A 24,377-nucleotide genomic window follows, 5' to 3' on the forward strand; every position below is an offset into this window, starting at 1 on the left:
TCCACGCGGCCGTGCCGCATGGCAGAAGTTCGCTGCCCTTCGGCTCAAACCATAGGCCGGCTCTGCTCATGCTCTGCAGCCGTGCAAATAGCGCCCCGCTGGAAGACAAGCCCACGGCAAGCTTCTGCCGAGTAGCGGAGAAGCTCCATCAATAGAAAGTAACGATGAATAGAACAACGCTGCAGTCCTTGGTATTCCTACTTGGAAGAGGCTTTGGATTTTATACATTCTTATTAGTCAAAAAAAGACCGCTTCCGGGTGGGAAGTGTCCCAGAATGTAGACAAAGTAATAGCGATTGGTTAAATTACTTCTGCCTTCACCTGTGGCCGTACGTGTTTTGGCGGAAGCTGAAGCCGAGGGAGTGCAGCTGAAGCGGAGTCTTACTTCAAATCAGGTTAGTCTCACAACTGACTCTCCCGCTCCTACAACTGCCCCTTCCAGTCTAACAACGAGGCGCCCCGTTCTCACTCCACTGCAATAGTCTAACTTCTCCCGGCCATATTCCAACTTCTCCGCCTAATAATCCCGCAGCGCACCGGAAAAGTCCAACTTCTCCATGCCGCGTCAAGCGGTTGAAATCATACGGCTCCACGTGGTAGCTAACCCCGCTGCCTTTCTGCTTCGTCAACAAAGGTTCCAGAACTCTTCTTTCAAACAGACCGGACTGGAAATCCGGGCCAGCGATAACGCAGCAGCACTTTGAACAGAAACAAAACCGTTAATGGAAGAAAGTTTTGAAATGCCAAAACACCTGCCATACCTGCTTGGAAAAAGCTTCGAATTTTATCCTTTCTAATTCTGCAAAAAAAGAACGCTCCCGGGTGGGAAGCGTCCTTTTCATTAAGGTGTATAGAAGTTCTGAGTGAAGTAGGGGCGGTTGTCTTCGGCGAAACGAACACCTGTCCCGAGCTCGGTGTATTCTTCACTTAAAATGTTGCGCCGGTGTCCCCAGGAGTTCATGAGACCCTGCTGCGCGTGAACCGCTCCCGGCTGTCCTGAAGCAATGTTTTCACCGGCGCGGGTGTAGCGGAGCCCGGCATCCTTCATGCGGTCAAACGGATTCTGCCCCTCCAGGTTATCGTGGGAGAAGTAATGGTTCGCAGCCATATCCGCACTGTGCATCGCGGCAACTGCTGCCACCTCCTGGTTCCAGTCGAGAGGATCCCGGCCGAATTTCACACGATCTGCATTGACGAGATCAAACAACTGCTCGGCGTAGCCGCTTTCTCTGCCGGCGGAAGCTGTGCCGTAGTAGCCGTTCAGCGCCGTTTCTGTCTCGCCGTCAATCAGCTGTACAGCCGTTGCTTTTCCCTGACGGTGCACATCGTAAAAGACCGTCAAGTAGCCGGCGTCGGTTTCAAACAGGTCATATTCTTCATTCAGCTGCTGTGTATAGCGGGTATTGCCTTTTCGTATTTCCGTGACCGGCTCGCCGAACACTCCCTGCACTTCGTCACTGGTCATGCCGAGACTCAGTTCCTCAAATGGAAGATAGTCTTCCTCATTTGTATACAGAGCGGTGACACGGCCGTCTTCCATCCCGACCATACGGAAGTCTTCATAGTTATCATGGTAGGTCTCCCAGTCAAAATCGTACGGAGACGGGCTGACCGTTTCCGGCTCTCCCCATCCGGAAGTCACTTCTTCTTCTGTCATCCCGGTCGTAATACGTGGACCGGTCTGCGTGCGGACGATGTTTCCTTCCATTTCCGTGCGGACAGTGATTATTTTGCCTTCGTCTTCCACTACCGCTTCTTTCGTATCACTGCGCCACTCCACGTCTGCACCGAATGCTTCTGACACAAAGCGGAGCGGCACGAAGGTGGATGAGGCAAAAATGACGGGCGGCGTATCGAGGGTCGTCTCCCGGCCATCAATCAGCGCTTCACTGGAATCGATCGTCAGTTCAAGCGTGGTGCCGCCGCGGGAAGCCGTCACCGTTTTCGTTTCATTATTCCAGTTTACATCCGCCTCCAGCTCTTCAAACACCGCGCGGAACGGAATCAGGGTCCGCCCTTCCACGATCCGGGCTCCGCCGAGCGTCACTTCCTCCGTCTGCATCGTTTCAGCCGGGGAAGGAGACTCGTCCCGGAGTTCTTCGGTTTTTTCAAATGGATACCAGAACACCAGAGCTGCTGCTGCGCTGAAAAGCAGCACGGAAAAGCCGGGTGTATACATGTGCCGTTTCGTTCTCCGCTTCACTTCATCACCTCATCAGATTCATTTCTGCTTTCCTCATTATAGCTTTTCTTCCTGCTTCTGCACAATCCGGACGACTGCTGAAAGAGTTCTAAAAAACTCCAGGCCGCAGTGACCTGGAGTTACGCTGTCAGGAGGAAGTATCCTCCGCTACGGTCAGATACGGACGGAGCTGCTCGAGCTTCCGGCTGCCGATCCCTTTGACACGTGTAAGATCGTTAAACGCAGCGAACGTTCCCGATTCCTCTCTCTCTTTAACGATATTGGCTGCAAGGTCGCCGCCGATGCCGCTCACCTGAAGCAGCGTCTCTTTATCTGCCTTATTGACATCGACCAGCTGCTCCTCTTCTTCTTCGTCCTCTTCCAGCAGAGAAGGCGAATCCTCATCCGACTCTTCTCCCTCCGTTGTTTCTTCCGCACCATTGTCTTCGTTTTCGTCTTCTTCCTCATCTGTTTCTTCTATATAATCGTCTTCCTCTTCTTCATCATCATAATCCTCTTCCGGTTCATCCTCGTTCTCCATATCCGCAGGGGACGGGGCGTACGCGGTGCGCTCCAGAGAAGGGATCCAGCTTTTCCATTTCGGCCACAGCAGCGCCACTGCTGCAAATGCCGCCAAAACTGTCATGATTCGTCGCATATCGTTGTCCAGCTCCTTTCCAGCCTTTTCTTGTTTCAGTATAGCAGAATCCACTGCTGTGAACGCCCTTTTCCGCAAAATTCCTCGATTCGAAAACGCTTTCCCCATAACGTTTCGTGTGAAACACCATTTTTCTGTCGTTTCAGGCAGGATTTTTTTCATCTATGTCGAATAAAGATACCATACCCATCAGCGCCGTCCGGGAAGCCGCATGAATTCCCCGCGTCTGTAAGCCGCTGCATTACCCGCTTACCCCTTCTGCTTTCCCACGAACGAACGGCCCTCATGACACCTTTTTAAAGGAATGATGCGGCATGACTTTCCCTTCCACCACCCTTATACAAATGACGTTTCCAGAAGAACTGACAGTAACAGAAAGCGATCTTTATACGGCGGCTGAACACAGTACGCTGTTTGCGTACGGAACGCTGCCCGGCGCCGCCTGCATTCTCGTCAAAACGAGCGATGCTCCGCGTTTTCTTCAGCGTTTACCTTTCACCCGGCATTCGATGCAGGTACAGACGGTTTTTGTTCCTTCCAGGCGCGCATTTCTTGAAACGGTGAAATTTCTTCATCTGCTGCCGGATTTCTATCCAGAGATTCCTTCCTCCCGGAAAGCATCCAGCTTCCGCAGTTATTTTGACATGGAACACACCATGATACATACGCAGTTATTTTTCTCTTTTTTCCCATGCAGACAGGTGGCTGGTGCCTTCCACTTCCGTGAACGGCCTGCCCTGCCCGCGGAGCAGAACGCTGTGGTTACTGCGGCCTACCTCCGCCGGCTGCTCCATCTCCCTTACGATGATGAAGGATCTGTACTTCCGCTTACCGCTCCTTATCTGTCTCCCGTCACGTAGTCCGGCTGCTCATCCAGAAGCCAGACCCACTCACTCAGACCGGTAAACAGCTGCTTCAGCGGCGCTTCATCTGCACGCGGCTCCCGGAACGTACGGTTGATTTCCAGCTGTACCGCCGGAACATCATACTCGTTGAATGTGTGGTAGGCAATCGTGTGACGGTAGCCTGCGGTAAACGTATCGTTTTCCCGCACATCCTCCACCCCGTTCCCGCGCATTACTTCCATCAGTGCGTTTACCGGCTGCGGCGGTGTCAGTGTACCGCGGTATGTTCCGGCATCGACATCGAATTCACGTGTCCGGGACGCGCCGTGCAGGTCGATGACGTAGTCAATATCTCCAGAGGAGGCCAGTCTGCCGAGTTCTTCTTTAAAGGCCATATCGCTGTAGTAATTGGGATCCCTTGATTCCCGTGTCAAATAGAGCACATTGACGTCGAGATACTCATGCAGCAGGCGGATGAATGCACCCGTGTAGCCTTCGGCAATTTTCACGTCCCCTTCGCGGATGTGGGAAACCGAATGCGGGGCGGTGACGAGAATCCGTGAGCCGCTGCTGCTCCGGTCGAGCACGTAATCCGGCGCCTCCGGCATGCCGCGGTAGCTGTCTGCAGCGAATGCTTCTTCATACGTAAACACTTTTTCCATAAACGAGCCGCTTTCCATATCGGATTCAATTCTGCTCCCCGGCCCTGCAAGATATGCTTCCTTCCTGGCCGTCCGTAGTTCGCCGGCCGCTTCAGTCAGCGTGCTGGAGGTGAGAAAAGCATGCTCTGTGTTCCCGGAGGACAGAAGATCCCGCTGCTCACGCAGCAGTTTATCTATAACAGGTGCTTCCCACTCCTCTTCCAGCAGGATGGTTTCCCACCAGCCGGTCAGTGCTTCCGCATCTTCCCCGGCAGCTTCCCGCATTTCCGCACGAACGAGCATCGCAGCAAACTCACCGCGGGTGACTGCCCGGTCTGCGCGGAATGTGCCGTCGGGATAGCCGCGTACGATTCCTGCTTCAGCCAGAGCAGAAGCGGCACCTGCTGCAAAATGGCTGCTGCTTACATCAGGGAAGGTCCGCTCCGCCTGAGGAAATGCATACGTTCTCTCCAGCAGGACAGCAAGCTGCCCCCGCGTAACGGCTGCACCTGGTCGGAACGTGCCGTCCGGAAAGCCCTGGATCCGTCCGTTCCCGGCTGCCCGGGCGATCGCATCGGCGGCAAAGGACGTTTCCGCCGTATCAGGAAACTGTTCAGTCTCTGCCTGCGGAAGCGGCTGAACACGCTGAAGAAAGACGGCCGCCTCTGCTCTTGTCACCGGCTGTTCCGGCCTGTACGTTCCATCTTCATAACCTGACGTTAAGTCGTTTTCATAAAGAATACCTGTTTCCGTGTAAAAGAGATCGCCCTCTTCCATATCAGCAAATGGAGCTGCCGCGGCCGTCCCTGCCCCCGAAATAAACATTAAAACGGTCAAAAGGATGTATTTCACTCTGGTCTGCCTCCTCGTTTATTTCCCGGGAAATAATTTCCCATGATTTTTGAAAACTCTTCGGTACCGGCGCGGGAAATCCTCCCGGCATCAGCTGAAACAGGCTTTTTCCTTTCCAAAACCAGCTCTGCTCCGACAGACCTCCTACGAATTCCGGTTGAATCCTTCGGGCGGATGTACTATTCTTAATCGTAGCATTCCTCCCGTCTGTAACGGAAGGAAATGACGGGACGCGATGCTCCCGCCGTACTGTATCGAAAAGGAGTTAACCTGTTATGGCAAAACGTACACAAATCGATGAGCTGTTCGTGGTCCGCGCTCTAGCAATTATCGGAGTGCTCGTCGTTCATTCCACATCCTCGATCGTCTTTCAGCTGGACCAGAGTTCCTCGTTCTGGTCGACGTACAACTTTATGAATACGTTCTTTAAAATCGGAACGACAACATTTATTTTTCTGAGTGCCTTTGTCCTGTTCTATAACTATTATACGCGGCCGGTGACCCGGAAACTGATTACCAACTTTTATAAGCGGCGCCTTCTTTACATTCTCATTCCTTACATCGTCTTTTCCGCCGTCTATTTTTACCTTGTCGCATATTTAAATGGCACGCTGACGTCACCGGCTTCCATGATTCCGGATCTGCTCGCACTGCTTGCGACCGGAAATGCTTATACGCACTTGTATTTCGTCTTTATCAGCGTTCAGTTTTTCCTGATGTTTCCGCTGTTTTTGTGGGCATTCAAGCGCTGGCCGGTGCTTGCAAAAAATATTTTCTGGATCGGTATTCTGCTCCAGTGGATTTTTGTTTTCTACAACAACATGTCGCTTCGGAATACAACGCCTGGAAACCTTTCGATCTGGTACGCGTCGTACTATTTCCTCGGCGCCTGGCTCGGTATGTACTATGACCGGTTCGCCGCTTACTTCAAGGTAAAACGAAGCGAACTCTTTTCAAAGAAAGCCTTTTTCTGGTTCCCGCTCTGGGGGCTGTGGCTTGCCGGTGTCATCGGACACGTCGGTATTTATTACCTGGAACGGACGCAGGGAGCCATATTTGATTCCAAGCTCTATTCCCTCGTCTGGAATATGCACACGCTGCCGACCGCGCTCATTCTGCTGCAGCTTTCCTACTGGATTTATGCCGTATGGCCGCGCTGGAGCGTGAATACGCTGATCCATCTCGGAGTCGTTTCCTTCGGCGTGTATATCTCCCATCCGCTCGTGCTGCTGTTCTACCGGATGACAGAGGTTCCGGGAAATCCGGTTCTGTACCACGCCTGGGTGTTCGGCGGATTTCTTTCCGCGCTTATCATTCCATGGATTATTGTCGGCCTCGTGATGCGCTGGATTCCCGGCGGCTGGGTATTGTTCGGCACCGGACCGAAGCGGATCCCTTATAAAAAGAGCGGGGAACCGTCCTATAATGAAAACAGTGTACGCCGTCATGCCTGACGCATGATCCGCGCGCCGGAAGCGATTCCCGCTTCCGGCGCTTTTTTTTGCGGCAGAAACAGCCCTTTTTCCCTCTATAAATTAGTTGAAATTTTTTGTAAAATGAACAGAGAATCGTCTTTTTTGATAAAAGGAGGAAAATAACATGCCTGTTCTGCGCTGGCTCACCCTTGTTTTACTGCTCCTGCTTCTCGTTCCTGCAGGAGTGTCGGCTCAGTCAATCGTCAACCCGAAACAGACGTACACGTACGAGCAGATGGAGCGTGACCTGGCCGCACTGGAAGCCAGATACCCGGACATTGTCCAGGTCCAGAACATCGGGACGACCGCTTACGGCAGAAATATTTACGCCGTCGGGCTCGGGAAGGGGCTCTCCACTTCCTACATAAACGGCTCCAACCACGCCCGGGAATGGATCACAACGAACCTTACAATGGAAATGATCGACGTCTACGCGGAGGATTACGCCTCGTCGGGAGGCTTGAATATGAAAGCCATTCTGGACCACCATACGATGTGGTTTGTCCCGATGATGAATCCAGACGGCGTCACGCTGCAGCAGCGCGGACTGAGTGCGTTTCCATCCAGTGCACATGCTTCTTTAATCCGCATGAACGGCGGCAGCCGGGATTTCACCCGCTGGAAAGCCAATGCACGCGGCGTGGATTTGAACCGTCAGTTTGACGCCGGATGGTATCAGATACGCAACAACCCCGGGAGCCCGGCACATGAAAATTATCCAGGAACTGCCCCGCATACGGAAAAAGAAGTGCAGGCGGTCGTTGCTTTCACGGAGAAGATTGATCCGCAGATGGCCGTTTCCTACCACAGCAGCGGAGAAATCCTTTTCTGGAACTACAACCAGCGCGGCTATCAGCTGAGCCGGGACCGCCAGCACGCTTCCTGGATCTCCAATGCCACCGGCTACCGGCTCATGGGTGGACATTCCTCTTACTCCGGCGGGGGATACACAGACTGGTTCATCGACCGGTTTAAGCGGCCTGCCTTTACACCGGAGGTCAGTCCTTATGTCGGCGCCCGCCACGTCCCCGTTTCCTACTTCGACCGGATCTGGAATCAGAACCGGCAGGTCGGAAAATACATCGCCCAGCGGAGCCACGATATGTACCGCAATAAGCTGCGGGCATCGATGCGGGACGGTACTCTAATTATTAACGGCACAACGTATACCGCTGACCCGGGAGCGGTTATTCTGGACGGCCGGACGTATGTACCGGTGCGCGGTGTTCTGGAGCAGCTCGGCGCTTCCGTCGGCTGGGATCAGGAATCGAGAACGGCCCTTATCCGGAGCGGCAGCACAGAAATTGCTCTCCCGCTTTATCAGCGTGAAGCCATCGTAAACGGCACCGCCCGGGCACTTGATGCTCCGGTGCAGACGCTGAACGGCAGAACGATGGTCCCGCTCCGCTTCGTCAGTGAAACGATCGGTGCCCGCGTAACATGGGAACAGGCCACACGGACAGTCCGCGTGATTCAGTAATGACACGACATTCGAAGAAGAAAGGAACGATGATATGCTGAAAAAGAACCTGCTGATGCTTCTGGCCGCCGTCCTGTTCATTACGGCGCCCGGAGCTTCTGTCTATGCCGCCCTGCCGGTACAGGCTGACGTGGAAGAGTATTTCCTCCAGTCTGATCAAAAGAAAGCGATGGGGAGCGGGCAGATGCTTACGTTTAACGGCGTAAGCTACCTGCCGGTTCAGGATATTCAGGATTTTCTTAACCGCAGTGCGGCCGACCCTTTTTACGCCGCTTCTCTACCGAAAAAGACGATTAACCTACATAACGATGTATTGTCGTTCTGGACGAATACCAACGGCGTCGGTACGGTCGTCGCCGAAAACACTACAGACAATCTGATGTTTCAAAAAAATGCGGACCGGCGTCTCTATCCGTCCAGCACGACGAAGGTACTGACGCTCTACACAGCACTGAAGCACGGCAATCTGCAGGACACGGTAACGGTGTCGAGCGCTGCTTCCGACATCCCGTGGGACAGCTCAAAATCAGGCGTGAAGCCGGGAGACCGGATGACGCTTGAAACGCTTCTTTATGCGATGATGCTTCCTTCCGGAAATGATGCAGCAATGGCCGTAGCCGACCATATAAGCGGTTCGGTGCCGGCATTTATTCAGCTGATGAATCAGGAAGCCGAATCCCTCGGTGCATCTCAGTCCAACTTTACCAATCCGCACGGCTACCATGACAGCCGTCATTATTCGACGCCGAAAGATATTGCCGCCATTACGTTCGGTGCACTTCAGTATACGAAAGCAGCAGAAATTATGGGAACAGAGCGGTACACGTCCCGATATACCGACCGCTACGGCCGGCCCCAGACGCAGACGTGGCGCTCCACCAATCACCAGATGCGTCCGGATTCCTCCTACTACGCGCCGCAGATTGACGGTGGAAAAACCGGCTATACGAGCGCTTCCCAGCATAATCTCGTCAGTTTCAAGCAGCAGAATGGCAATACGTACGTGTCTGTCGTCTTAAAGGGAAGCCGCTTCCCCCGCTATACGGATACAATGAAAATGATGAATGAAGCCATCCGCCGCGCAGAAGCACGGGATCAGGATAAAACGACGATCACGATCGAGCCGGACTCCTTCCAGCAGGCAGATACTGCCGATTACCGCGCTGTGCGTAATGGGATCCCATCTTTTATGTGGGACGGGGAGCAGTACGCAGCGCTCGAGACGGTTTCCATCCCGCTTGAACGTTCTTCGGACCAGCACCCGCATGTGACCGTGGACCAGGAACTGATTCACTTTAAGAGCCAGGAGCCCGTGATTGAAAGCGGCCGTATGCTTGTACCAGTCCGGGAGCTGTTCGAGCAGCTTGGGGTGCAGGTAACGTATTCAAGTGCCTCCCGCACTATTGATATAACCGGAAATACCGGCAGCGGCGCGCAGCATATTCAGCTGCAGCTCGACTCCACCTCTGCTTCGATCAATGGCACGGAGCACACGCTCGATGTTCCCGCAACGATTAAAAACGGCCGGACGATCGTGCCGGTCCGCTTCATCGCCGAAGCATTCGACCAGCCGGTGGACTGGGGCCGCGGCCGAATTGTCACCGTCCAGCCGTAGTTCGCCCTGAACAGCTGTCATTCAAACTTAGCTCTTTTTCAAGACCAGGCGCACACTGCCTGGTCTTTTCCTATGAGAGGGCCTTCCGTTCAGCGGACTTGAAAACGCAGCCAGGGAACCGCGGCTTTCTTTAGCCCGCTGCCGGTTCCCCGGCACTATACGAGTAGAGGTACCCCACTTAATTAGAAAATTAAGGGTTATTATTGATTCCTTAATCATTGTTTTTCTTCATCTTACTCAATCATACACCCCTTTCCTCCTTCATAAGGTATAATGATATGTACTACGAACGAAGGAAAGAAGGGCCGCCGCATGGAGTCAACGCTGATCATTCTGGATACATTTTATAACTGGCCGCTCGTCCTCCTCTCTCTTTTTGCAGCATCGGCAGGATCCTATGTCGCACTGGAAATTAACGCCCGGATTTCCAAAATACGCTCACGGCGCGGCCGGATCGGCTGGATGCTGATCGGGGCGCTGACGATGGGGTCAGCGATCTGGTCGATGCATTTTATCGGCATGTCCGCGTTTCAGCTCCGCATTCCGTTAACCTACAACTGGGGTCTCACCTTTTTCTCTATTCTGCCTGCATTTGTTGCTTCTTTCCTTGCTTTTTATGTACTGCAGCAGAAAAGGCTTCGCTGGCAGGCCATCACAGCGGCTGGCCTCTTAATGGGGTTCGGTATTTCCGGTATGCACTACACCGGCATGGCTGCGATCACCTTCGCCGGAACCATTAACTACAATGGAACCATGGTCCTTCTCGCTACACTTATCGCTATCGCCGTATCGTTTGCGGCGCTGTTTTTATTTTCATATTCACGCTTCTTAACGTCCATCCCGAAAAAATTGGGCGTTGCCATCATTATGGGTCTGGCTATTTCTTCCATGCACTACACCGGCATCGGCGGTTCCTCGTTCTGCCTCCCCGAGCAGTGGGGGTTTCTCGTGCAGCCCGATCCGGTAACGACCAATAATGTTCTCGGCATGACAACTCTCGCTGCCATAACGATGATGTTCACGTCGGTCCAGTTTATCCTGCGCCACGAAGAAAAATGGGACAGCCGGATGAACTTCGTCGATCCGGTCACCGAGCTCCCGAACCGCCGGAGTTTTAACACGATGTCTGAAAAAGAATTTACCCGCTACGGTTTACTAATAACGCTTGAGAGCACGCTGCTGCGTACGTATGACGAAACGTGGGGCGTGAAAGAAGCAGACTGGCTCGTGGAGATGATTTCCCGGGAAATAAAAGTGCGTACACCTGCCGAGTCTGCGCTCTACCATGTGGACGGTCACCGCTTTTCTGTGCTTCTGCCCCAGGCGGAGGAGGCACTGCTCCGCAGACAGGCGAAGTTCATCTCTGATGCGTACACCATCGCAGAAGAAGGGCGGGAAGAAGATATGTATGTGCCTGTTTCCGCGGGAGCCTCGTTTATCACAGCAGATAAATCGAAATCCCAGACCATTCAGGAAGCAGAAACGGCTCTAAGAAATACCCGGAAGCATACAGAACCTCTTTCCTTTTTTGACCGGGAAAAAGACGATATCGACCGGGAAAATCAGCTCATTCAGGCCCTCGGCAGAGCACTGAAAGAAAAAGAACTGCAGACGCATTATCAGGTGAAAGTCTGCCTGCAGACCGGCTCTGCCGACGATGCTGAGGCACTGGTGCGCTGGTACCACCCGGATTACGGCATGATTTCCCCGGGGGAATTTATTCCCGTAGCTGAGCGCCACGGCCTGATCATGCCAATCACCGAGTACATGCTCTACGAAGTGTGCCGGCAGCTTCAGAAATGGGATCAGGAAGGGATGAGAAGCATGAAAGCAGCCGTCAATCTGTCCGCCCGGCATTTTCACCTCGTCGGAGCCAACCGCCGGCTCATAAACATTGTGGAGAGCATGCATATCGATCCGTCCCGAATCGAATTTGAAGTGACCGAAACAGCTGCCGTGGCCGACCTGGATCAGGCTGTCCGGCTGCTCGAGGAACTCCGCCGTGCAGGCTTTACCATCGCGCTGGATGATTTCGGCACCGGGCTGTCATCACTGACGTACCTGCAGAAACTGCCGGCAGATACGTTGAAAATTGATAAATCATTTATCGATACAATCACCTCATCTGAAAAGAATCAGGCGGTTGTTAAACTGATGATCGACTTCGCAGAGAATGCCGGAATGAAAACAGTCGGTGAAGGAGTGGAGACGAAAGAGCAGGCAGAAATTCTGACGGAACTCGGCTGCCACTATGGCCAGGGATATTTCTTTCAGAAACCCGTTCACCCGTCCCAGCTGCAGACCCTCTTTTCCATCCGGCAGCAGGCCTGACAAAAGTGCATATACGAAACGATCCTCCCGCAGAGTGCAGGAGGATCGTTTTTATCATGAATTATTCTTTATCCCGGACAAAAATCCGGCTTTCCAGCGGCTTTAACGCCATCTGGCCTTCTGCGGTTCCTTCTTTACCGGATTCAGCATTCGTCCAGCGTCCTTCCGGCAGCAGGACCGTCCGCTCTTTGGAAACGTCATGGTTGAGTACAATCAAGTACTCGTGCGTCCCGGATGTCCGGCGCACCGTTTCAATACCCGGCTGCTGTTTCTGCATTCGGCAGCCTGCCTCTTCAAAAATCGATGCATAGAGCGGCTCCAGCATATCCTCTTCAAGTCCGGTGCCGATGTAATACACCCGGCCATTCCCGTACTCGTTTCTCGTCACTGCTGCACGGCCGTCAAACCATTCATCTTCATACTCCGCCAGCACCTCCGCAGAAAGCGGCTCGAGAAAATCGCACCAGACGTGCGAGCGTCCTTCCCGTCCGGCAAGCGCTCCACCGGTCCCGCGGATGGAGGCCGTCCGCTCTGCCCGGAGGGAATCATACTCATGTACTTCCACTCCGCACAGCTCTCTCATCGCACCGGGAAGCGTTTCTTCTGTCACGATATTGTCCTCGTCCTTCACGCCTGTACGGTACGTGAAAATGATCGTCCCGCCGTTTTCAGCAAACGCACGCAGCCTGTCATTGACGTCCTTTTTCGTCAGGAAATACACCGGAACGATGAGCACTTTATACGAGGAAAGATCCTCCTGCCCGCGGAAAATATCCGTCTGCACCTGCAGATCAAACGCCGGTTTGAAAAAGCGCATCACTTCCCCGACATAGGAAAACTGGTCCGACTGCGGCTGAATCTGCCACGCCCATTCATTTTCCGGATCGTGATACAGCCCGGCCTCCGCCGGATAATCAGCGTGGATCAGGTCTTCTTTATCCTGAAGCGATGCGATCACTTCTTTCACTTCCTGATACTTCCGCCGCGGAACGCCGTCATGATCGAGAATTCCATGGCAGAACTGCTCCGTTCCAAACCGTGCCGCACGCCAGCGGAAGTAGACGATCGCCTCCGCCCCGTGCGCAATGGCCTGGTACGTCCACAGCTTCAAATGCCCCGGACGCGGCAGGTAGCCGATCTGGCTCCATCCCTGCGCCCCCGACAGTTCCTCCATCACCCAGTACGTCCTGCCCTGCTTCGTCCCGCGGCACAAATGGTGCTGACGGGCAATCGCAGCCGGCGCGACCGGCTCAGCCAGCCCGCCCCAGACAGGGTAGTTATCGAACGAAATAAAATCGAGATCTTCCGCAATCGCATTCTGATCCTGAGCAAGTCCGGTATAGACAAAATTGTGCGTAATAAACTGACGTTTTTCCACGTGTCTGCGTAAAATGTCCGTCTGCAGCCGATTGTACTTCGTGTACGCCTCTGCACAGAAGCGGTCGAACTCGAGAAGCAGCGATGGGTTATGCTCCTGATACACCGTTTTCGGCACCGGTATCTGGGACCAGTCGGTATACGTCTGGCTCCAGAATACCGTTCCGAAGCGTTCGTTCAGTTCGTCGAGCGAGCTGTATTTTTCCTGGAGCCACGCCTGAAAGGCCCGCTCATCTTCCGTTCCATAGCTCCGGTCTGATTTCTCATGACCGTATTCATTGTCCGTCTGCCAGCCGATTACATTTGGATGTTTTCCGTAGCGCTTGGCCATCGCCTGGACGATATGCTTCGACAGCTCCTGATACTTCCGGCTGTTTACCGTATAGTGCCTTCTGGCACCGAAGGAGATCGTCTCTCCGCTTTTCGTGACCGGCAGTACTTCCGGATAGGCCTGCGTCAGCCAGGCCGGAGGTGTTGCCGTCGGTGTTCCGAGAACAATGTCAAAGCCGCGGGCGCTGATTTTCTCCACCGCCTCATCGAGCCAGGAAAAGTCAAAATGACCTTCTTCCGGTTCAAGAAGCCCCCAGGAAAATTCAGCGAGCCGGATAACATTGATGCCAAGCTCCTCCATTAAATCCAGATCGGTGTCCCAGCGTTCTCTCGGCCACTGCTCCGGATAGTAGTCTACTCCAATATACATAAGTGCTGCCTCCTATTCTTTGACGGATCCTCCGAGAATCCCGGATATAAACTGTTTCTGCAGGATTAAGAAGAAAATCATAATCGGCAGTGTGGAGAGTGTGGTTCCCATCATAATCTGTCCGTAGTCAATCCGGGACATACCGACGAGGCTGGAAAGTGCCACCGGCAGCGTATGCATGTCGCTGTCACCGAGGACAACGAGCGGCCAGAGGAAGTTGTTCCACTGGAACATGAACAGAAAGATAGCTACTGCCGCAATGGCCGGACGCATGGTCGGCAGAACGACGGTAAAGAAAATACGGAATTCACCGGCCCCATCGACACGGGACGCTTCAAGAAGCGAATCCGGTATGGAGCGCATATTCTGACGCATCAGGAAAATGGCAAATGGGTACGCCAGGTTCGGCAGGATGACGGCGTAGTACGTGTTCAGCCAGTCAAGCGATGCCATTAGCTGGAACAATGGAATGAGCGTAACGTGGTACGGGATCATGATCGCAAGCAGAAGCATGAAGAAGATCGGGTCCCGTCCTTTAAATTTATATTTTGCAAACGCATAGCCGGCAGCGGAACAGATCATGACACTGAGTATGGTAAACGTCAGCGTGATGAACACCGAGTTGAAAATAACGCGCCAGATACCGACTGATTCATTCAGATTCTGCAGGTTTTCCATGAAATGATCCCCCGGAGTCAAGTTCGGCGGGATACTGAAAATTTCACCGGAAGGGTTCGTCGCCCCGATAAACATCCAGTAAAACGGAAACATGGATAACAGAACGCCGACCAGAAGCAGCGCGTACAGTCCGATTTTTTTCAGGATCACAGTCCCTTTGCTCTGTTGTTTATTCATGGGTATCACTTTCCCTTCGCTGCTTATTCATCCCGGTCACCTGCTACACGGAACTGCAGCCAGGACAGAATCGCAATGATAATAACGAGTACATAAGCAATCGCGGATGCATAGTTAAAATCAAAGAACTGGAAGCCGTTCTGATAGAGGAACAGAGAAATCGTCAATGTCGCATTGTTCGGACCGCCGTCGGTTAAAATAAACGGCTCATCAAAGAGCTGCAGCGTACCGATCGTCGACAGAACGAATGTAAATAACAGGATCGGGCGCAGCTGCGGCAGTGTGATGGAGAAGAACTGACGGACTTTTCCGGCACCGTCAATACTTGCTGCCTCGTAAAGATCATTGGAAATGTTCTGCAGCCCGGCAAGCAGAATGACCATGTTATAACCGGTCCAGCGCCACGTGACGGCAATCATCAGGGACACTTTTGCCCACAGCGGGTCATTCAGCCACGATACCGGCTCGATCCCGACAACGGAGAGAACATAGTTTACAAGTCCATAGTTTTCATCAAGCATAATCATAAACACAATCGCATAGGCGACAAGTGCTGTAATCGCCGGCATGAAGAAAGCGATCCGGAAAAACGAACGAAGCCGGAGCAGTGCTGAGTTCATTAATACTGCAAGCAGCACCGCAAGCATCAGCATGACCGGAACCTGCACGATCAGGATAATAAAGGTGTTGCTTAATGCTTTGTAGAACAGTGGATCATTAAACAGGCGGATGTAGTTGTCCAGGAAGACAAATTCTGATTCACCGCCGCTTGACGTTTGAAAGCTGAGAAGCAGTGATGATATAACCGGATATACCGTAAATATGATAAAGAGCAGTACGGCCGGAGCAATAAATAAGTACGGGGCTGTTTTCGGCGTCAGCCAGCGTCGTTTTTTCTTCGTCGTTGTCGCCATTCTAAATCTCCTCTCCCTGTGAACCAAGCTTCTTTTTTCACCCGAGACTAACTTAATTAAATTGTTTAAGTTACTTTCGCGTAAAAAAGGTGGCAAAAAAGAAAGCCGTGCTTTCTTTTTCACCATTTCTGGGGAGTCGTGCCGGAAGGGTCTCACTTCCGGCACGCTTCCTCCGATACCTTAGTTGATTTCGCGTCCTGTTTCATTCGCCAGCTGCTCCGCGGCAGTCTGCAGTGCTTCTGCTACATCCGTATCCTGAAGCAGAGCATCTGCCTGGGCGTCGGAAGAGTAGCGGAAGGCCCGTGCGTAGTCACTCGTGTAGTTTGCAGCCGGGATTCCTTCGGAAATTTCTGCGAACATTTCCCAGATCGGCTGGTTGTTGAAAAATTCGTCTTCTTCTGCAAAGAATTCATTCTCATATGCCTCTGTCAGAGATGGGAAGATCCCGTACTCATCGAGTGCCGCTACCTGTGCTTCTTCGTCAGTCGTGAAGTACTCAACGAACGCCACGGCCGCCTCAGGATTGTCACTGCTGCTAAGTGCCGCAAGGTCTGATCCCCCGAGGTTGGCATTTCGGTTGCCGCCTTCTTCAAAGGCTGGAAGTTTGAAGACACCCCAGTCACCGGACTGGTCCGGAGCCTGGTCCATGATCGTACCGGAGTACCATACACCGAATGGAACGGTTGCTACCGTCTGGTTGACAGTCGCTGTTACCGTGCCGTCCCAGCCGTCTGTGTTCTGAACCAGTCCGCGGTCTTCCATTTCCTGAATCGCGCTCATTGCCTGAACCGCTTCGTCGGATGTCAGGTCAATGTTTCCTTCTTCATCGAAGTAGTATGCACCCTGCTGGTTCAGCATCATCCGGAACAGTGCATCGTCCGCTGCGATATCGACCGGAACCATCTGAGAATCGGTTGCGGAGAGAATTTCTTCCCCTGCATCCATGTAATCATCCCATGTTTCAATCGACTCCGGATCAACGCCGGCTTCTTCAAATGTCGGTACGTGATAGAAGACAGCGGCTGGACCGATATCCCACGGAGCATAAATGAAATCGCCGTCGTCGTTTTTCATGGCTTCTACTTTGGAATCAACAAATTTATCTTCATGCTCATCAAATCCGTGTTCAGACAGGTTTACAAAGCCGTCCGGGAATTCTGCTGCATAGTTGTCGAGGCGGTCTGTTTCAACAAGCGTCACGTCCGGCAGCCCGGAGCCTCCTGCTGCAAGTCCTACAGTCAGACGGTCGTACACATCTTCGCGGCCGATATCTTCAACAGTGACGTTGACGTCCGGATACTGCTCCTGAAAGCCTTCAACAGCCAGCTCCATGGATGCGGCAGCTACGTTCCAGCCCCAGATCGTAATATCACCGGAAACGTCTCCTTCTCCACCGCCGTTGTTCCCACTGTTTCCTTCATTGCTGTTTCCGCTGTTGTTCTCAGCAGTTTCATTCGTGTTTCCGCCGTTGTTGTTTCCTGAAGCAGCTTCGTTTCCATCATCTCCACCGCCGCAGGCAGCCAAAACCGACACCGACATTGCACCAGCAACCATTGTTTTCCAAGCTTTCATGAGTAAATCCCCCTTTGATTTGAATGCGCTTTCAGGCGCGGTATTTAGAAAAGCGGCTGTCCAACCTGCTCCCCAGCTCAGTCGGTCAATCGCTCGTCTCCAGAAGTTTGTGAAGTTCTGATCTAACTTTTTTAATTTAAATTATTAACTTGGCTTTAATTTATCACAAACGCTTACATTTGAAAAGCCTTTTTCTGAAAATTTATCTTTCCTGCTTTTGGTAATCATATAACTCAGACAGCACAAGCGTTGCTGCGCCTCGGATTGCAGCCGTGTCCCCAAGTTTGGAAAGTTCAATTTCGGTCTTTTTTGCCGCATCCGTTACCGCTCTTGTTCCCACTACTTTTTGAAGTGGTTTAAAAATGTAGTCTCCCGCTTTCGACACACCGCCGCCGATAATGATTTTGTCCGGGTTCAGTGCGTGAATCAGGTTCGTAATGCCGACTCCAAGAAAACGGCCGACCTCCGCAAGTACCTCCTGCGCATAATAATCGCCTTTCATCGCAGCGCGGTGAACCGTTTCACCGTCGATACGTTCTTTCTCTCCGTCCACTTCATCCAGCACTGCCGTTTTTCTTCCAAGCGTGATCTCCTGAATAACGCGTTCACGAATTCGTATGCCGCTTGCCACCGTATGAAGACAGCCGTAGCCGCCGCACGTGCACTGTCTTCCGTTTAAATCGACGATCATATGACCGATTTCACCGGCAATGTGATGCCTCCCCCGGTAAATACGGCCGTTGACGATGCAGCCGGCACCGATGCCGTGACCGACATTGATGACGAGGAGATCCTCTGAGTTCCTGCCGCCGCCGAACCACAATTCAGCAAGCGCCATCGAGCGGACGTCATTTTCCACATGGACGGGCAGCTGAAATGCTTCTTCCAGCGGCACTTTAATCGGCATATTTTGAAAACCGAAGTGCGGGGCGTAGATGCTCTCCCCTTTGGTGTGGTCGACAATTCCGTGCATACCGACACCGATGCCGATCACATGCGCTCCGTCTGCCGCTTTTTCTTCCAGCATCGACTGAACTAGTCCGATGACAATCGAGAGAAATTCTTCTTCATTCATTCCGGGTACGAGCTGCTTTTTCTTTACAGCCAGTACATCGGCATTCAGGTTGGTCAGCGCCGCCCGGACTTCTTCTGTACCGACATCGACGCCGATGACGTAGCGGCTGTTATGGTTAATCGACAGCAGAATCGGCTTCCGTCCTCCGCTGGATACACCCGTCTGCCCTTCGCGGATAAGTCCTTCTTCCAAAAGCTCGGACACGATCGTCGATACGGTCGGTGGTGTGAGCCCCGCTTTTTTCGCGGTTTCGGTACGGGAAATAGCCCCCTCCGTCCGGATTATATTCAGAACGAGGGAGCGGTTAAGTGATTTCATCAGCTGAAAACTGCCGGTCATGTTTGATACCATGTGCCTCTCCTCCAATTATGAGAACGTATACATGGTACCATTATAGGCATGAAACCGGACTTTTTAAAAGTAATTTACGAAGACTTTTCGTTTTCGTCCATTTTATCTTCAATAAAATTACCGACACGCGCCAGAATGATCGTCGCAATGACCGCTGTAACAGTAAGTATATAAAACCCGGCTGCGATGCCGATGCCGACCCCGCCGACAAAGAAGATCATCGCTGCCGAAGTCAGCCCGGTGACGCTGAAACCATCTTTCAATATGACTCCCGCGCCTAAGAAACCGAGCCCGGATACAATCTGTGCCGCCAGACGCATCGGATCCATCATAATATTGTCGGATGTCTCTGCAAAATGTGTAACACTGTGTATCGACACAAGTGTAATCAGGCAGCAGGAAGCACAGACATACATGTACGTTTTTATTCCTGCCGGCTTGCTTTTTGAATACCGGTCCCACCCGATCAAAAAACCGATAACGGCACTTGCCGCAATTTGAATGAGCATTTCCCAGTAGGACGTGGTGTACTCCACACCGCTCAAAAACGCCGTCATACTCTCACTCCCCCTTCTCTGTTTCTTTACCACATTTCCTTGCGCAGTAAGCTTCTCCATCTCCTGTAATTTCCCCGTGCAGACGGTATACAGGCAGCAGAGCGTTGATGCTCCCCCCAGGTTGGGAGCGTTTGAAAAGGGAAACTGCACAGCGGTCGAAAAACGTTCACTTCTAACCAGACAATGTATCACAACTCCCCTCTGCACGTCAGTAAGTGTAGGTGCGGCGTCCGTAACTCAGGGACGGACGTCCACTTCTTCAAAAATGTACCACTTCTCCATACAAAACGTCCGTATCTCCTGCAAAAGGTCCGCTTCCTCAGAAAAACGTCCACTGCATTCAGCAGCTTCCCTCTAAGGAAAACGAACCTCCATATTTCAGAGCAATTTTTAGGCACACTACAAAAAAGCTGCCTGCAGTCAGTTTCCGACCGCAGACAGCTCTTTCTTTATAAACGTACCCTTATTACGCACGCACCGTTTCCGTATCCCGCTGACGCAGCGATTCTTTCAGCAGGTCGCACGGGCGTCCAATGTTCTGAACCGTTCCCTCTTCCACAAGTACAACACGGTCAGCCAGGACGCGCGCGTCCTCCTGATCGTGTGTGACAAAGATCGTTGTCGTACCGGTATGCTTGATCGTCTCGCGGAGCTCATCACGGATGCGCTGCTGCAGATGCGCATCGAGGTTACTGAACGGCTCGTCGAGCAGAAGCAGCGACGGCTTTGGAGCAAGCGCACGTGCAAGAGCGATCCGCTGCTGCTGTCCGCCGCTCAGTTCGTGCGGATAGCGCTTTTTATAATCCAGCATATTGACGAGATCGAGCATTTCCTGCAGGCGGGCATAGCGGTCGGCCCGTTTCCATTTCTTCAGTCCGTAGAGAATATTTGCTTCCACTGTCATATGAGGAAACAGTGCATAGTCCTGAAACACCATGCCGAGCCCCCGTTTTTCGACCGGCAGCCCGTACCCTTTCGTCTGATCGACATACGTATCTCCGCCGACCAGCACGCGGCCTTTCGACGGGTGCTCCAAACCTGCAATCAAGCGGAGAATCGTACTTTTGCCGCTTCCGCTTTCGCCGAGGATCGAAACGATCTCCCCTTCCTGCATATGAAGCTGGAAATCCTGCACTACTGCTTCTGACGAACGTCCATAGGAAAATTCAAGATCGGAAATCTGCACGTGCATTTAATTCGGCTCCTTTTCGATGAGAATATGAAAGACATACATCGCAATGCCGCTGACAAGAATGATGAAGAGAGACGGCACTGCTGTTTCCTGAATGCGCTCATCACTGGCGTACCGGTACGCCGTGGACGCAAGTGTTTCAAAGTTAAACGGCCGGAGAATCAACGTGAGCGGCAGTTCCTTTAAAATATCGACAAAGACGAGGATAAATCCGCTGAAAATCGCTGCCCGCATCATCGGCAGATCAACTTTCAAAAACGTCTGAGTCCAGCTCATGCCGAGCGTACGTGATGCCTCGGAGTAGCGCCGGCCGATTTTCTCAAAACCGGATTCGATCGAATTGTAGCCGACCGCCATAAACCGGATCACATAGGCAAAGACGAGCATGATCAAGCTTGTGCTTAATACAAGTGCTGTTGATGCGCCGGACGCTTCATAAACCGGCTGCAGCTGCTCATCTGTAAAGATGAACAGGCTGATGACACCGACGGCTATGACTGCACCTGGAATCGAGTAGCCGAGTACTGTAAAGCGCGCTGTTATCGTAGAGAACCACCCCGGTGAGACGCGGGTGAAATTCGCAATAATCACCGCAAAAATGACGACGAGTGTCGCACTGATGCCGGCTGCAAGCGTGGAATTTCGTATGAGTGCCAGAAACTGCGCTGAGAAAATGGCTTCATAAGTGAGCACGCCCCAGTACAGAAGCTGCAGAATCGGCAGAATAAATCCGAGCAGAAAAACGGTCCCGGTAAACCCAAGCGCCGTCCATTTTTTCCATCCCTTCAGCACCTGCGGCGTAAGCGGAGACACTTTAGCGGTGCTGTAGCTGTACTGCCTTCTTCCCCGGAGCACTTTCTCCAGAAGGAGGAACGTGAGGACAAGCCCCATCAGAATGCCGGCCAGACGGATCGCTGAATCGAGATCATCAAATGCATACCACGTCTGGAAAATGGCGGTGCTGAACGTCTGGATGCCGAAATAGCTGACGACACCGTAATCATTCAATACTTCCAGCATCACGAGCGTCACACCACCGACGATTGCGGCTCTTGATACCGGCAGCACGATACGGAAAAACGTCCGCACCGGACCGCTGCCGAGCACCCGGGCGTTTTCAATCAGCGTCGTTGCCTGCCGCGCAAAAAACGCGCGGGTAATCGCATAAACGTACGGATACAAAAAGATAGTAAAGATAAATACGGCGCCCGGCATGTTCATGATGTCGAAATATTGCTGATTGACATCCACGTCGAACGTATTGCGAAACGTCCGCTGCACGATTCCTGTATAGTTCAGCATGCCGTGATACGCATAAGCTCCGATATAGGGAGGAATAGCGAGCGGCATTAAGAGTGCCCATTTCAGCGTATTCCGGAACGGAAATTCATACGCAGAGACGAGCCAGGCAAGCGTCGTACCGACGGCGATCGAGAAAACACCTGTAAAAAAGGCCAGTGTCAGTGTATCCACTGTATAGCCGAGCAGCATATATTCCTGAATATGCGCCCAGTTTTCACTGGCGGGCTGAAACAGCCGGATAAGAAGAAAGCTGAGCGGCAGGAGAAGCAGGACAACGAAGCCGACAGCTCCAATCCCCCAGCCGACTGCCGCCCGGGAAGGTCGTTTTAAAAAAGTCATGGAGGAACCTGTCCTTTAACAATTGAGAATGCTTATCATAATCACCTACAAGTATGCCAGAGAACTTTCCGCTTGTCACGGGAAATCTCTGACAATTCAGCCGCTGAGGTCGTTTTTTTTCGACGTTTTTGTTCCAGAGCGTCGGTGAAGCAGCTGCAGCCGTATGTGCGAAACATGGAGCCGAAGCTGCGGCGGAGTCTTACTTCAGAACAGATTTGTCTTATAACGGACGCTTCCGCTCCAACAACTGCCCCTTCCAGTCTCACAACTCGGCGGCGCATTCTCACTTCCCTGCCATAGTCTAACTTCCCCCGTCTATATTCCAACTTCTCCGCCCAATAATCCAGCAGCGTACCAGTAAAGTCCAGCTTCTCCATGCTGCGGCAGGAGGTTGAAAGCAGAGGCGGGCGCCTCTCCGCCCGCGGTCTTCCGGTTCCATATGACGACCAGGACGACCGGCCGCCACCACCCGGCGGCCCTCTGCTTCCGGACCGCTCACCGTTCGGGAGCGGAGCCGGCCTTTGGTTTAAGGCACAGAACAGCGGTCTTCTGTCATGCGGCGCGGCCGCGCGGAGCTGTGCTTCTTTTCGTAAAAGGATGACCAGCTGAAGCAGCCCGGCTTTTCTCCGGAAGGCGTACGGCTCCACCGGCAGCCAACCCCGCTGCCCTTCTGCCTGCAGACGTTCCACCGGAAGCGCAGTGCAGCCGGCTTGGAAGAGGCTTCGAATTCTATGCTTTCCTGAACTGCAGGAAAAAAACTCCTCTCTTCCGGATGCTTCCGGAAAAGAGGAGCGTTGTTTTGATTCATTTACTGCCAGCCGACCTCGTTCATGAGCATCAGCGCCTGTGCGTTGTTTTCGCCGAGGATGGTCAGGTCAATGTCCTGCTCCTCAAAGTCACCCCAGGACTGCAAAAGCTCGGATGGTTCTACGTTAGGGTTGACCGGGTACTCATAGTTCGCTTCAGAGAAGTCACCCTGTGCTTCTTCGCTGGAAAGGAATTCAACAAACTCAATGGCTTCTTCATTGTTCGGTCCGTTGGCTGTGACACCGGCACCGCTGACATTCACGTGCGTGCCGTCACCGTCCTGATCCGGGAAGAACACTTCCAGGCTTTCTGCTGCATCTACTTCCTCCTGCTCGGAAGAATTGAGCATCTGGCCGAAGTAGTAGGAGTTCATAATAGCAACGTCGCCTTCACCGGCTGCGACACCAAACGCCTGGTCACGGTCGCCGCCCTGCGGGTCACGCGCCATGTTGTTGACGATACCTTCTGCCCAGTTACGTGCTTCTTCTTCGCCCTTCAGCTCGATGAAGGAAGCCATAAGCGACTGGTTGTAGATGTTTTCGGAAGAACGGATAAGCACGCGGTCCGCCCACTCTTCTTCTGTCAGTGCATCATAGGTGGAAAGCTCCGACTCATCGACGCGCTCCGGATCGTAAATCAGGACACGGGCACGCTTTGTCAGACCGAACCATTCGCTGTCCGCATCACGGTAGTTTTCCGGAATGTTCTCATTGAGAACTTCCGAGTCGACAGACTGAAGGACTCCTGCTTCTTTAGCACGGTGCAGGCGTCCGGCATCAGCGGTGATGAAAACGTCCCCTTCCGTTGCTTCTCCTTCACGCTCCAGGCGCTGGATCAGCTCATCGGCATCTCCGGAAACGACGTTGACTTCGATTCCCGTCTCTTCGGTAAACTGCTCGTACAGTGCTTCGTCCGTGTCATAGTGACGGCTCGTATAAAGGTTTACTTCTCCGCCTTCTCCATCTGCATCGGCTTCTTCACTGCCGTTTTCATTCTCAGCATCCGCATTTTCTTCTTCATTTCCCATATTGTTTTCTTCTGTATTTTCAGCTTCATTCTCTTCAGGTGCTTCTTCCTCTTCCGGCTCTTCGTTCGTTTCTGCTGTGTTTTCCGTCTCTGCGGCGTTATTTCCCGCATTGGTTTCTTCTGCGTTGTCGCCGCCGCAGGCAGCCAGTGCAAACAGCGATACCGCTGGAATAAGTGCTGTTACCATTGATGAACGTTTTTTCATGATGTAATTCCCTCCAAAGATAAAAT

The 24,377-nt window shown here is 52.7% G+C and carries 17 protein-coding genes; 5 read left to right on the forward strand and 12 right to left on the reverse strand.

Features of this window, described 5'->3' with window-relative positions; all coding sequences use genetic code 11:
• Window positions 1–841 precede the first annotated feature (841 nt).
• Complete coding sequence (locus C6I21_RS00065) at window positions 842–2,203, reverse strand: stalk domain-containing protein (RefSeq protein ID WP_105957385.1); 1,362 nt, start codon at window positions 2,201–2,203, stop codon at window positions 842–844.
• Between the two features lie 127 nt (window positions 2,204–2,330).
• A complete protein-coding gene (locus C6I21_RS00070) occupies window positions 2,331–2,828 on the reverse strand; it encodes a ComEA family DNA-binding protein (protein WP_181185996.1) in 498 nt (165 codons plus the stop codon).
• 356 nt (window positions 2,829–3,184) lie between these two features.
• On the opposite strand from C6I21_RS00070, the gene C6I21_RS00075 reads away from it, so the two are divergent.
• Window positions 3,185–3,700: a hypothetical protein gene (locus C6I21_RS00075; RefSeq protein WP_181185997.1), complete on the forward strand. Its 516-nt coding sequence runs from the start codon at window positions 3,185–3,187 to the stop codon at window positions 3,698–3,700.
• Here C6I21_RS00075 and C6I21_RS00080 read toward each other — a convergent pair.
• Entirely contained in the window at window positions 3,679–5,178 is a 1,500-nt protein-coding gene (locus tag C6I21_RS00080) for an S-layer homology domain-containing protein (protein ID WP_105957388.1), read from the reverse strand. The two genes, C6I21_RS00075 and C6I21_RS00080, sit on opposite strands and share 22 nt — an antisense overlap.
• Window positions 5,179–5,453: 275 nt before the next feature.
• Between C6I21_RS00080 and C6I21_RS00085 the strand changes: the two genes are divergently transcribed.
• The 4 genes from C6I21_RS00085 (at window position 5,454) to C6I21_RS00100 (ending at window position 12,079) form a co-directional block, all read left to right on the forward strand.
• Window positions 5,454–6,632, forward strand: a complete 1,179-nt coding sequence (locus C6I21_RS00085; protein WP_105957389.1) for an acyltransferase — start codon at window positions 5,454–5,456, stop codon at window positions 6,630–6,632.
• A 145-nt stretch (window positions 6,633–6,777) separates the two neighbouring features.
• Window positions 6,778–8,133: a M14 family zinc carboxypeptidase gene (locus C6I21_RS00090; RefSeq protein WP_105957390.1), complete on the forward strand. Its 1,356-nt coding sequence runs from the start codon at window positions 6,778–6,780 to the stop codon at window positions 8,131–8,133.
• A gap of 34 nt (window positions 8,134–8,167) precedes the next feature.
• Entirely contained in the window at window positions 8,168–9,748 is a 1,581-nt protein-coding gene (locus tag C6I21_RS00095) for a stalk domain-containing protein (protein WP_105957391.1), read from the forward strand.
• A gap of 312 nt (window positions 9,749–10,060) precedes the next feature.
• On the forward strand, window positions 10,061–12,079 hold the full coding sequence (locus C6I21_RS00100; protein WP_181185998.1) for a putative bifunctional diguanylate cyclase/phosphodiesterase: 2,019 nt from the start codon (window positions 10,061–10,063) through the stop codon (window positions 12,077–12,079).
• A gap of 61 nt (window positions 12,080–12,140) precedes the next feature.
• Here the strand turns inward: C6I21_RS00100 and C6I21_RS00105 are convergent, their stop codons facing one another.
• The 9 genes from C6I21_RS00105 to C6I21_RS00150 form a co-directional block, all read right to left on the reverse strand.
• A complete protein-coding gene (locus C6I21_RS00105) occupies window positions 12,141–14,156 on the reverse strand; it encodes a beta-galactosidase (RefSeq protein ID WP_105957393.1) in 2,016 nt (671 codons plus the stop codon).
• Between the two features lie 12 nt (window positions 14,157–14,168).
• A complete protein-coding gene (locus C6I21_RS00110; protein WP_181185999.1) occupies window positions 14,169–15,011 on the reverse strand; it encodes a carbohydrate ABC transporter permease in 843 nt (280 codons plus the stop codon).
• A 23-nt stretch (window positions 15,012–15,034) separates the two neighbouring features.
• Window positions 15,035–15,925, reverse strand: coding sequence for a carbohydrate ABC transporter permease (locus C6I21_RS00115; protein WP_105957394.1), 891 nt, complete (start codon window positions 15,923–15,925; stop codon window positions 15,035–15,037).
• A gap of 180 nt (window positions 15,926–16,105) precedes the next feature.
• Window positions 16,106–17,497 (reverse strand): extracellular solute-binding protein, encoded by a 1,392-nt coding sequence (locus C6I21_RS00120; protein WP_105957395.1) that lies wholly within the window; start codon window positions 17,495–17,497, stop codon window positions 16,106–16,108.
• A 202-nt stretch (window positions 17,498–17,699) separates the two neighbouring features.
• A complete protein-coding gene (locus C6I21_RS00125; protein WP_105957396.1) occupies window positions 17,700–18,923 on the reverse strand; it encodes an ROK family transcriptional regulator in 1,224 nt (407 codons plus the stop codon).
• Between the two features lie 74 nt (window positions 18,924–18,997).
• On the reverse strand, window positions 18,998–19,480 hold the full coding sequence (locus C6I21_RS00130) for an MgtC/SapB family protein (protein WP_105957397.1): 483 nt from the start codon (window positions 19,478–19,480) through the stop codon (window positions 18,998–19,000).
• Between the two features lie 466 nt (window positions 19,481–19,946).
• Window positions 19,947–20,672: an ABC transporter ATP-binding protein gene (locus C6I21_RS00135; RefSeq protein ID WP_105957398.1), complete on the reverse strand. Its 726-nt coding sequence runs from the start codon at window positions 20,670–20,672 to the stop codon at window positions 19,947–19,949.
• Window positions 20,673–22,313 (reverse strand): ABC transporter permease, encoded by a 1,641-nt coding sequence (locus C6I21_RS00140; RefSeq protein ID WP_105957399.1) that lies wholly within the window; start codon window positions 22,311–22,313, stop codon window positions 20,673–20,675.
• A gap of 808 nt (window positions 22,314–23,121) precedes the next feature.
• On the reverse strand, window positions 23,122–24,351 hold the full coding sequence (locus tag C6I21_RS00150) for a Fe(3+) ABC transporter substrate-binding protein (RefSeq protein WP_245411495.1): 1,230 nt from the start codon (window positions 24,349–24,351) through the stop codon (window positions 23,122–23,124).
• Between the last annotated feature and the right edge of the window lie 26 nt (window positions 24,352–24,377).

The organism is Alkalicoccus urumqiensis (assembly GCF_002993335.1).
GTDB lineage: Bacteria > Bacillota > Bacilli > Bacillales > Salisediminibacteriaceae > Alkalicoccus > Alkalicoccus urumqiensis.

Excerpts from the sequence above, each read along its gene's own strand:
- C6I21_RS00070 (WP_181185996.1), bottom strand. The coding sequence starts at position 2,828 with ATGACAGTTTTGGCGGCATTTGCAGCAGTGGCGCTGCTGTGGCCGAAA.
- C6I21_RS00075 (WP_181185997.1), top strand. The coding sequence starts at position 3,185 with ATGACGTTTCCAGAAGAACTGACAGTAACAGAAAGCGATCTTTATACG.
- C6I21_RS00085 (WP_105957389.1), top strand. The coding sequence starts at position 5,454 with ATGGCAAAACGTACACAAATCGATGAGCTGTTCGTGGTCCGCGCTCTA.
- C6I21_RS00090 (WP_105957390.1), top strand. The coding sequence starts at position 6,778 with ATGCCTGTTCTGCGCTGGCTCACCCTTGTTTTACTGCTCCTGCTTCTC.
- C6I21_RS00095 (WP_105957391.1), top strand. The coding sequence starts at position 8,168 with ATGCTGAAAAAGAACCTGCTGATGCTTCTGGCCGCCGTCCTGTTCATT.
- C6I21_RS00100 (WP_181185998.1), top strand. The coding sequence starts at position 10,061 with ATGGAGTCAACGCTGATCATTCTGGATACATTTTATAACTGGCCGCTC.
- C6I21_RS00105 (WP_105957393.1), bottom strand. The coding sequence starts at position 14,156 with ATGTATATTGGAGTAGACTACTATCCGGAGCAGTGGCCGAGAGAACGC.
- C6I21_RS00110 (WP_181185999.1), bottom strand. The coding sequence starts at position 15,011 with ATGAATAAACAACAGAGCAAAGGGACTGTGATCCTGAAAAAAATCGGA.
- C6I21_RS00115 (WP_105957394.1), bottom strand. The coding sequence starts at position 15,925 with ATGGCGACAACGACGAAGAAAAAACGACGCTGGCTGACGCCGAAAACA.
- C6I21_RS00120 (WP_105957395.1), bottom strand. The coding sequence starts at position 17,497 with ATGAAAGCTTGGAAAACAATGGTTGCTGGTGCAATGTCGGTGTCGGTT.
- C6I21_RS00125 (WP_105957396.1), bottom strand. The coding sequence starts at position 18,923 with ATGGTATCAAACATGACCGGCAGTTTTCAGCTGATGAAATCACTTAAC.
- C6I21_RS00130 (WP_105957397.1), bottom strand. The coding sequence starts at position 19,480 with ATGACGGCGTTTTTGAGCGGTGTGGAGTACACCACGTCCTACTGGGAA.
- C6I21_RS00135 (WP_105957398.1), bottom strand. The coding sequence starts at position 20,672 with ATGCACGTGCAGATTTCCGATCTTGAATTTTCCTATGGACGTTCGTCA.
- C6I21_RS00140 (WP_105957399.1), bottom strand. The coding sequence starts at position 22,313 with ATGACTTTTTTAAAACGACCTTCCCGGGCGGCAGTCGGCTGGGGGATT.
- C6I21_RS00150 (WP_245411495.1), bottom strand. The coding sequence starts at position 24,351 with ATGAAAAAACGTTCATCAATGGTAACAGCACTTATTCCAGCGGTATCG.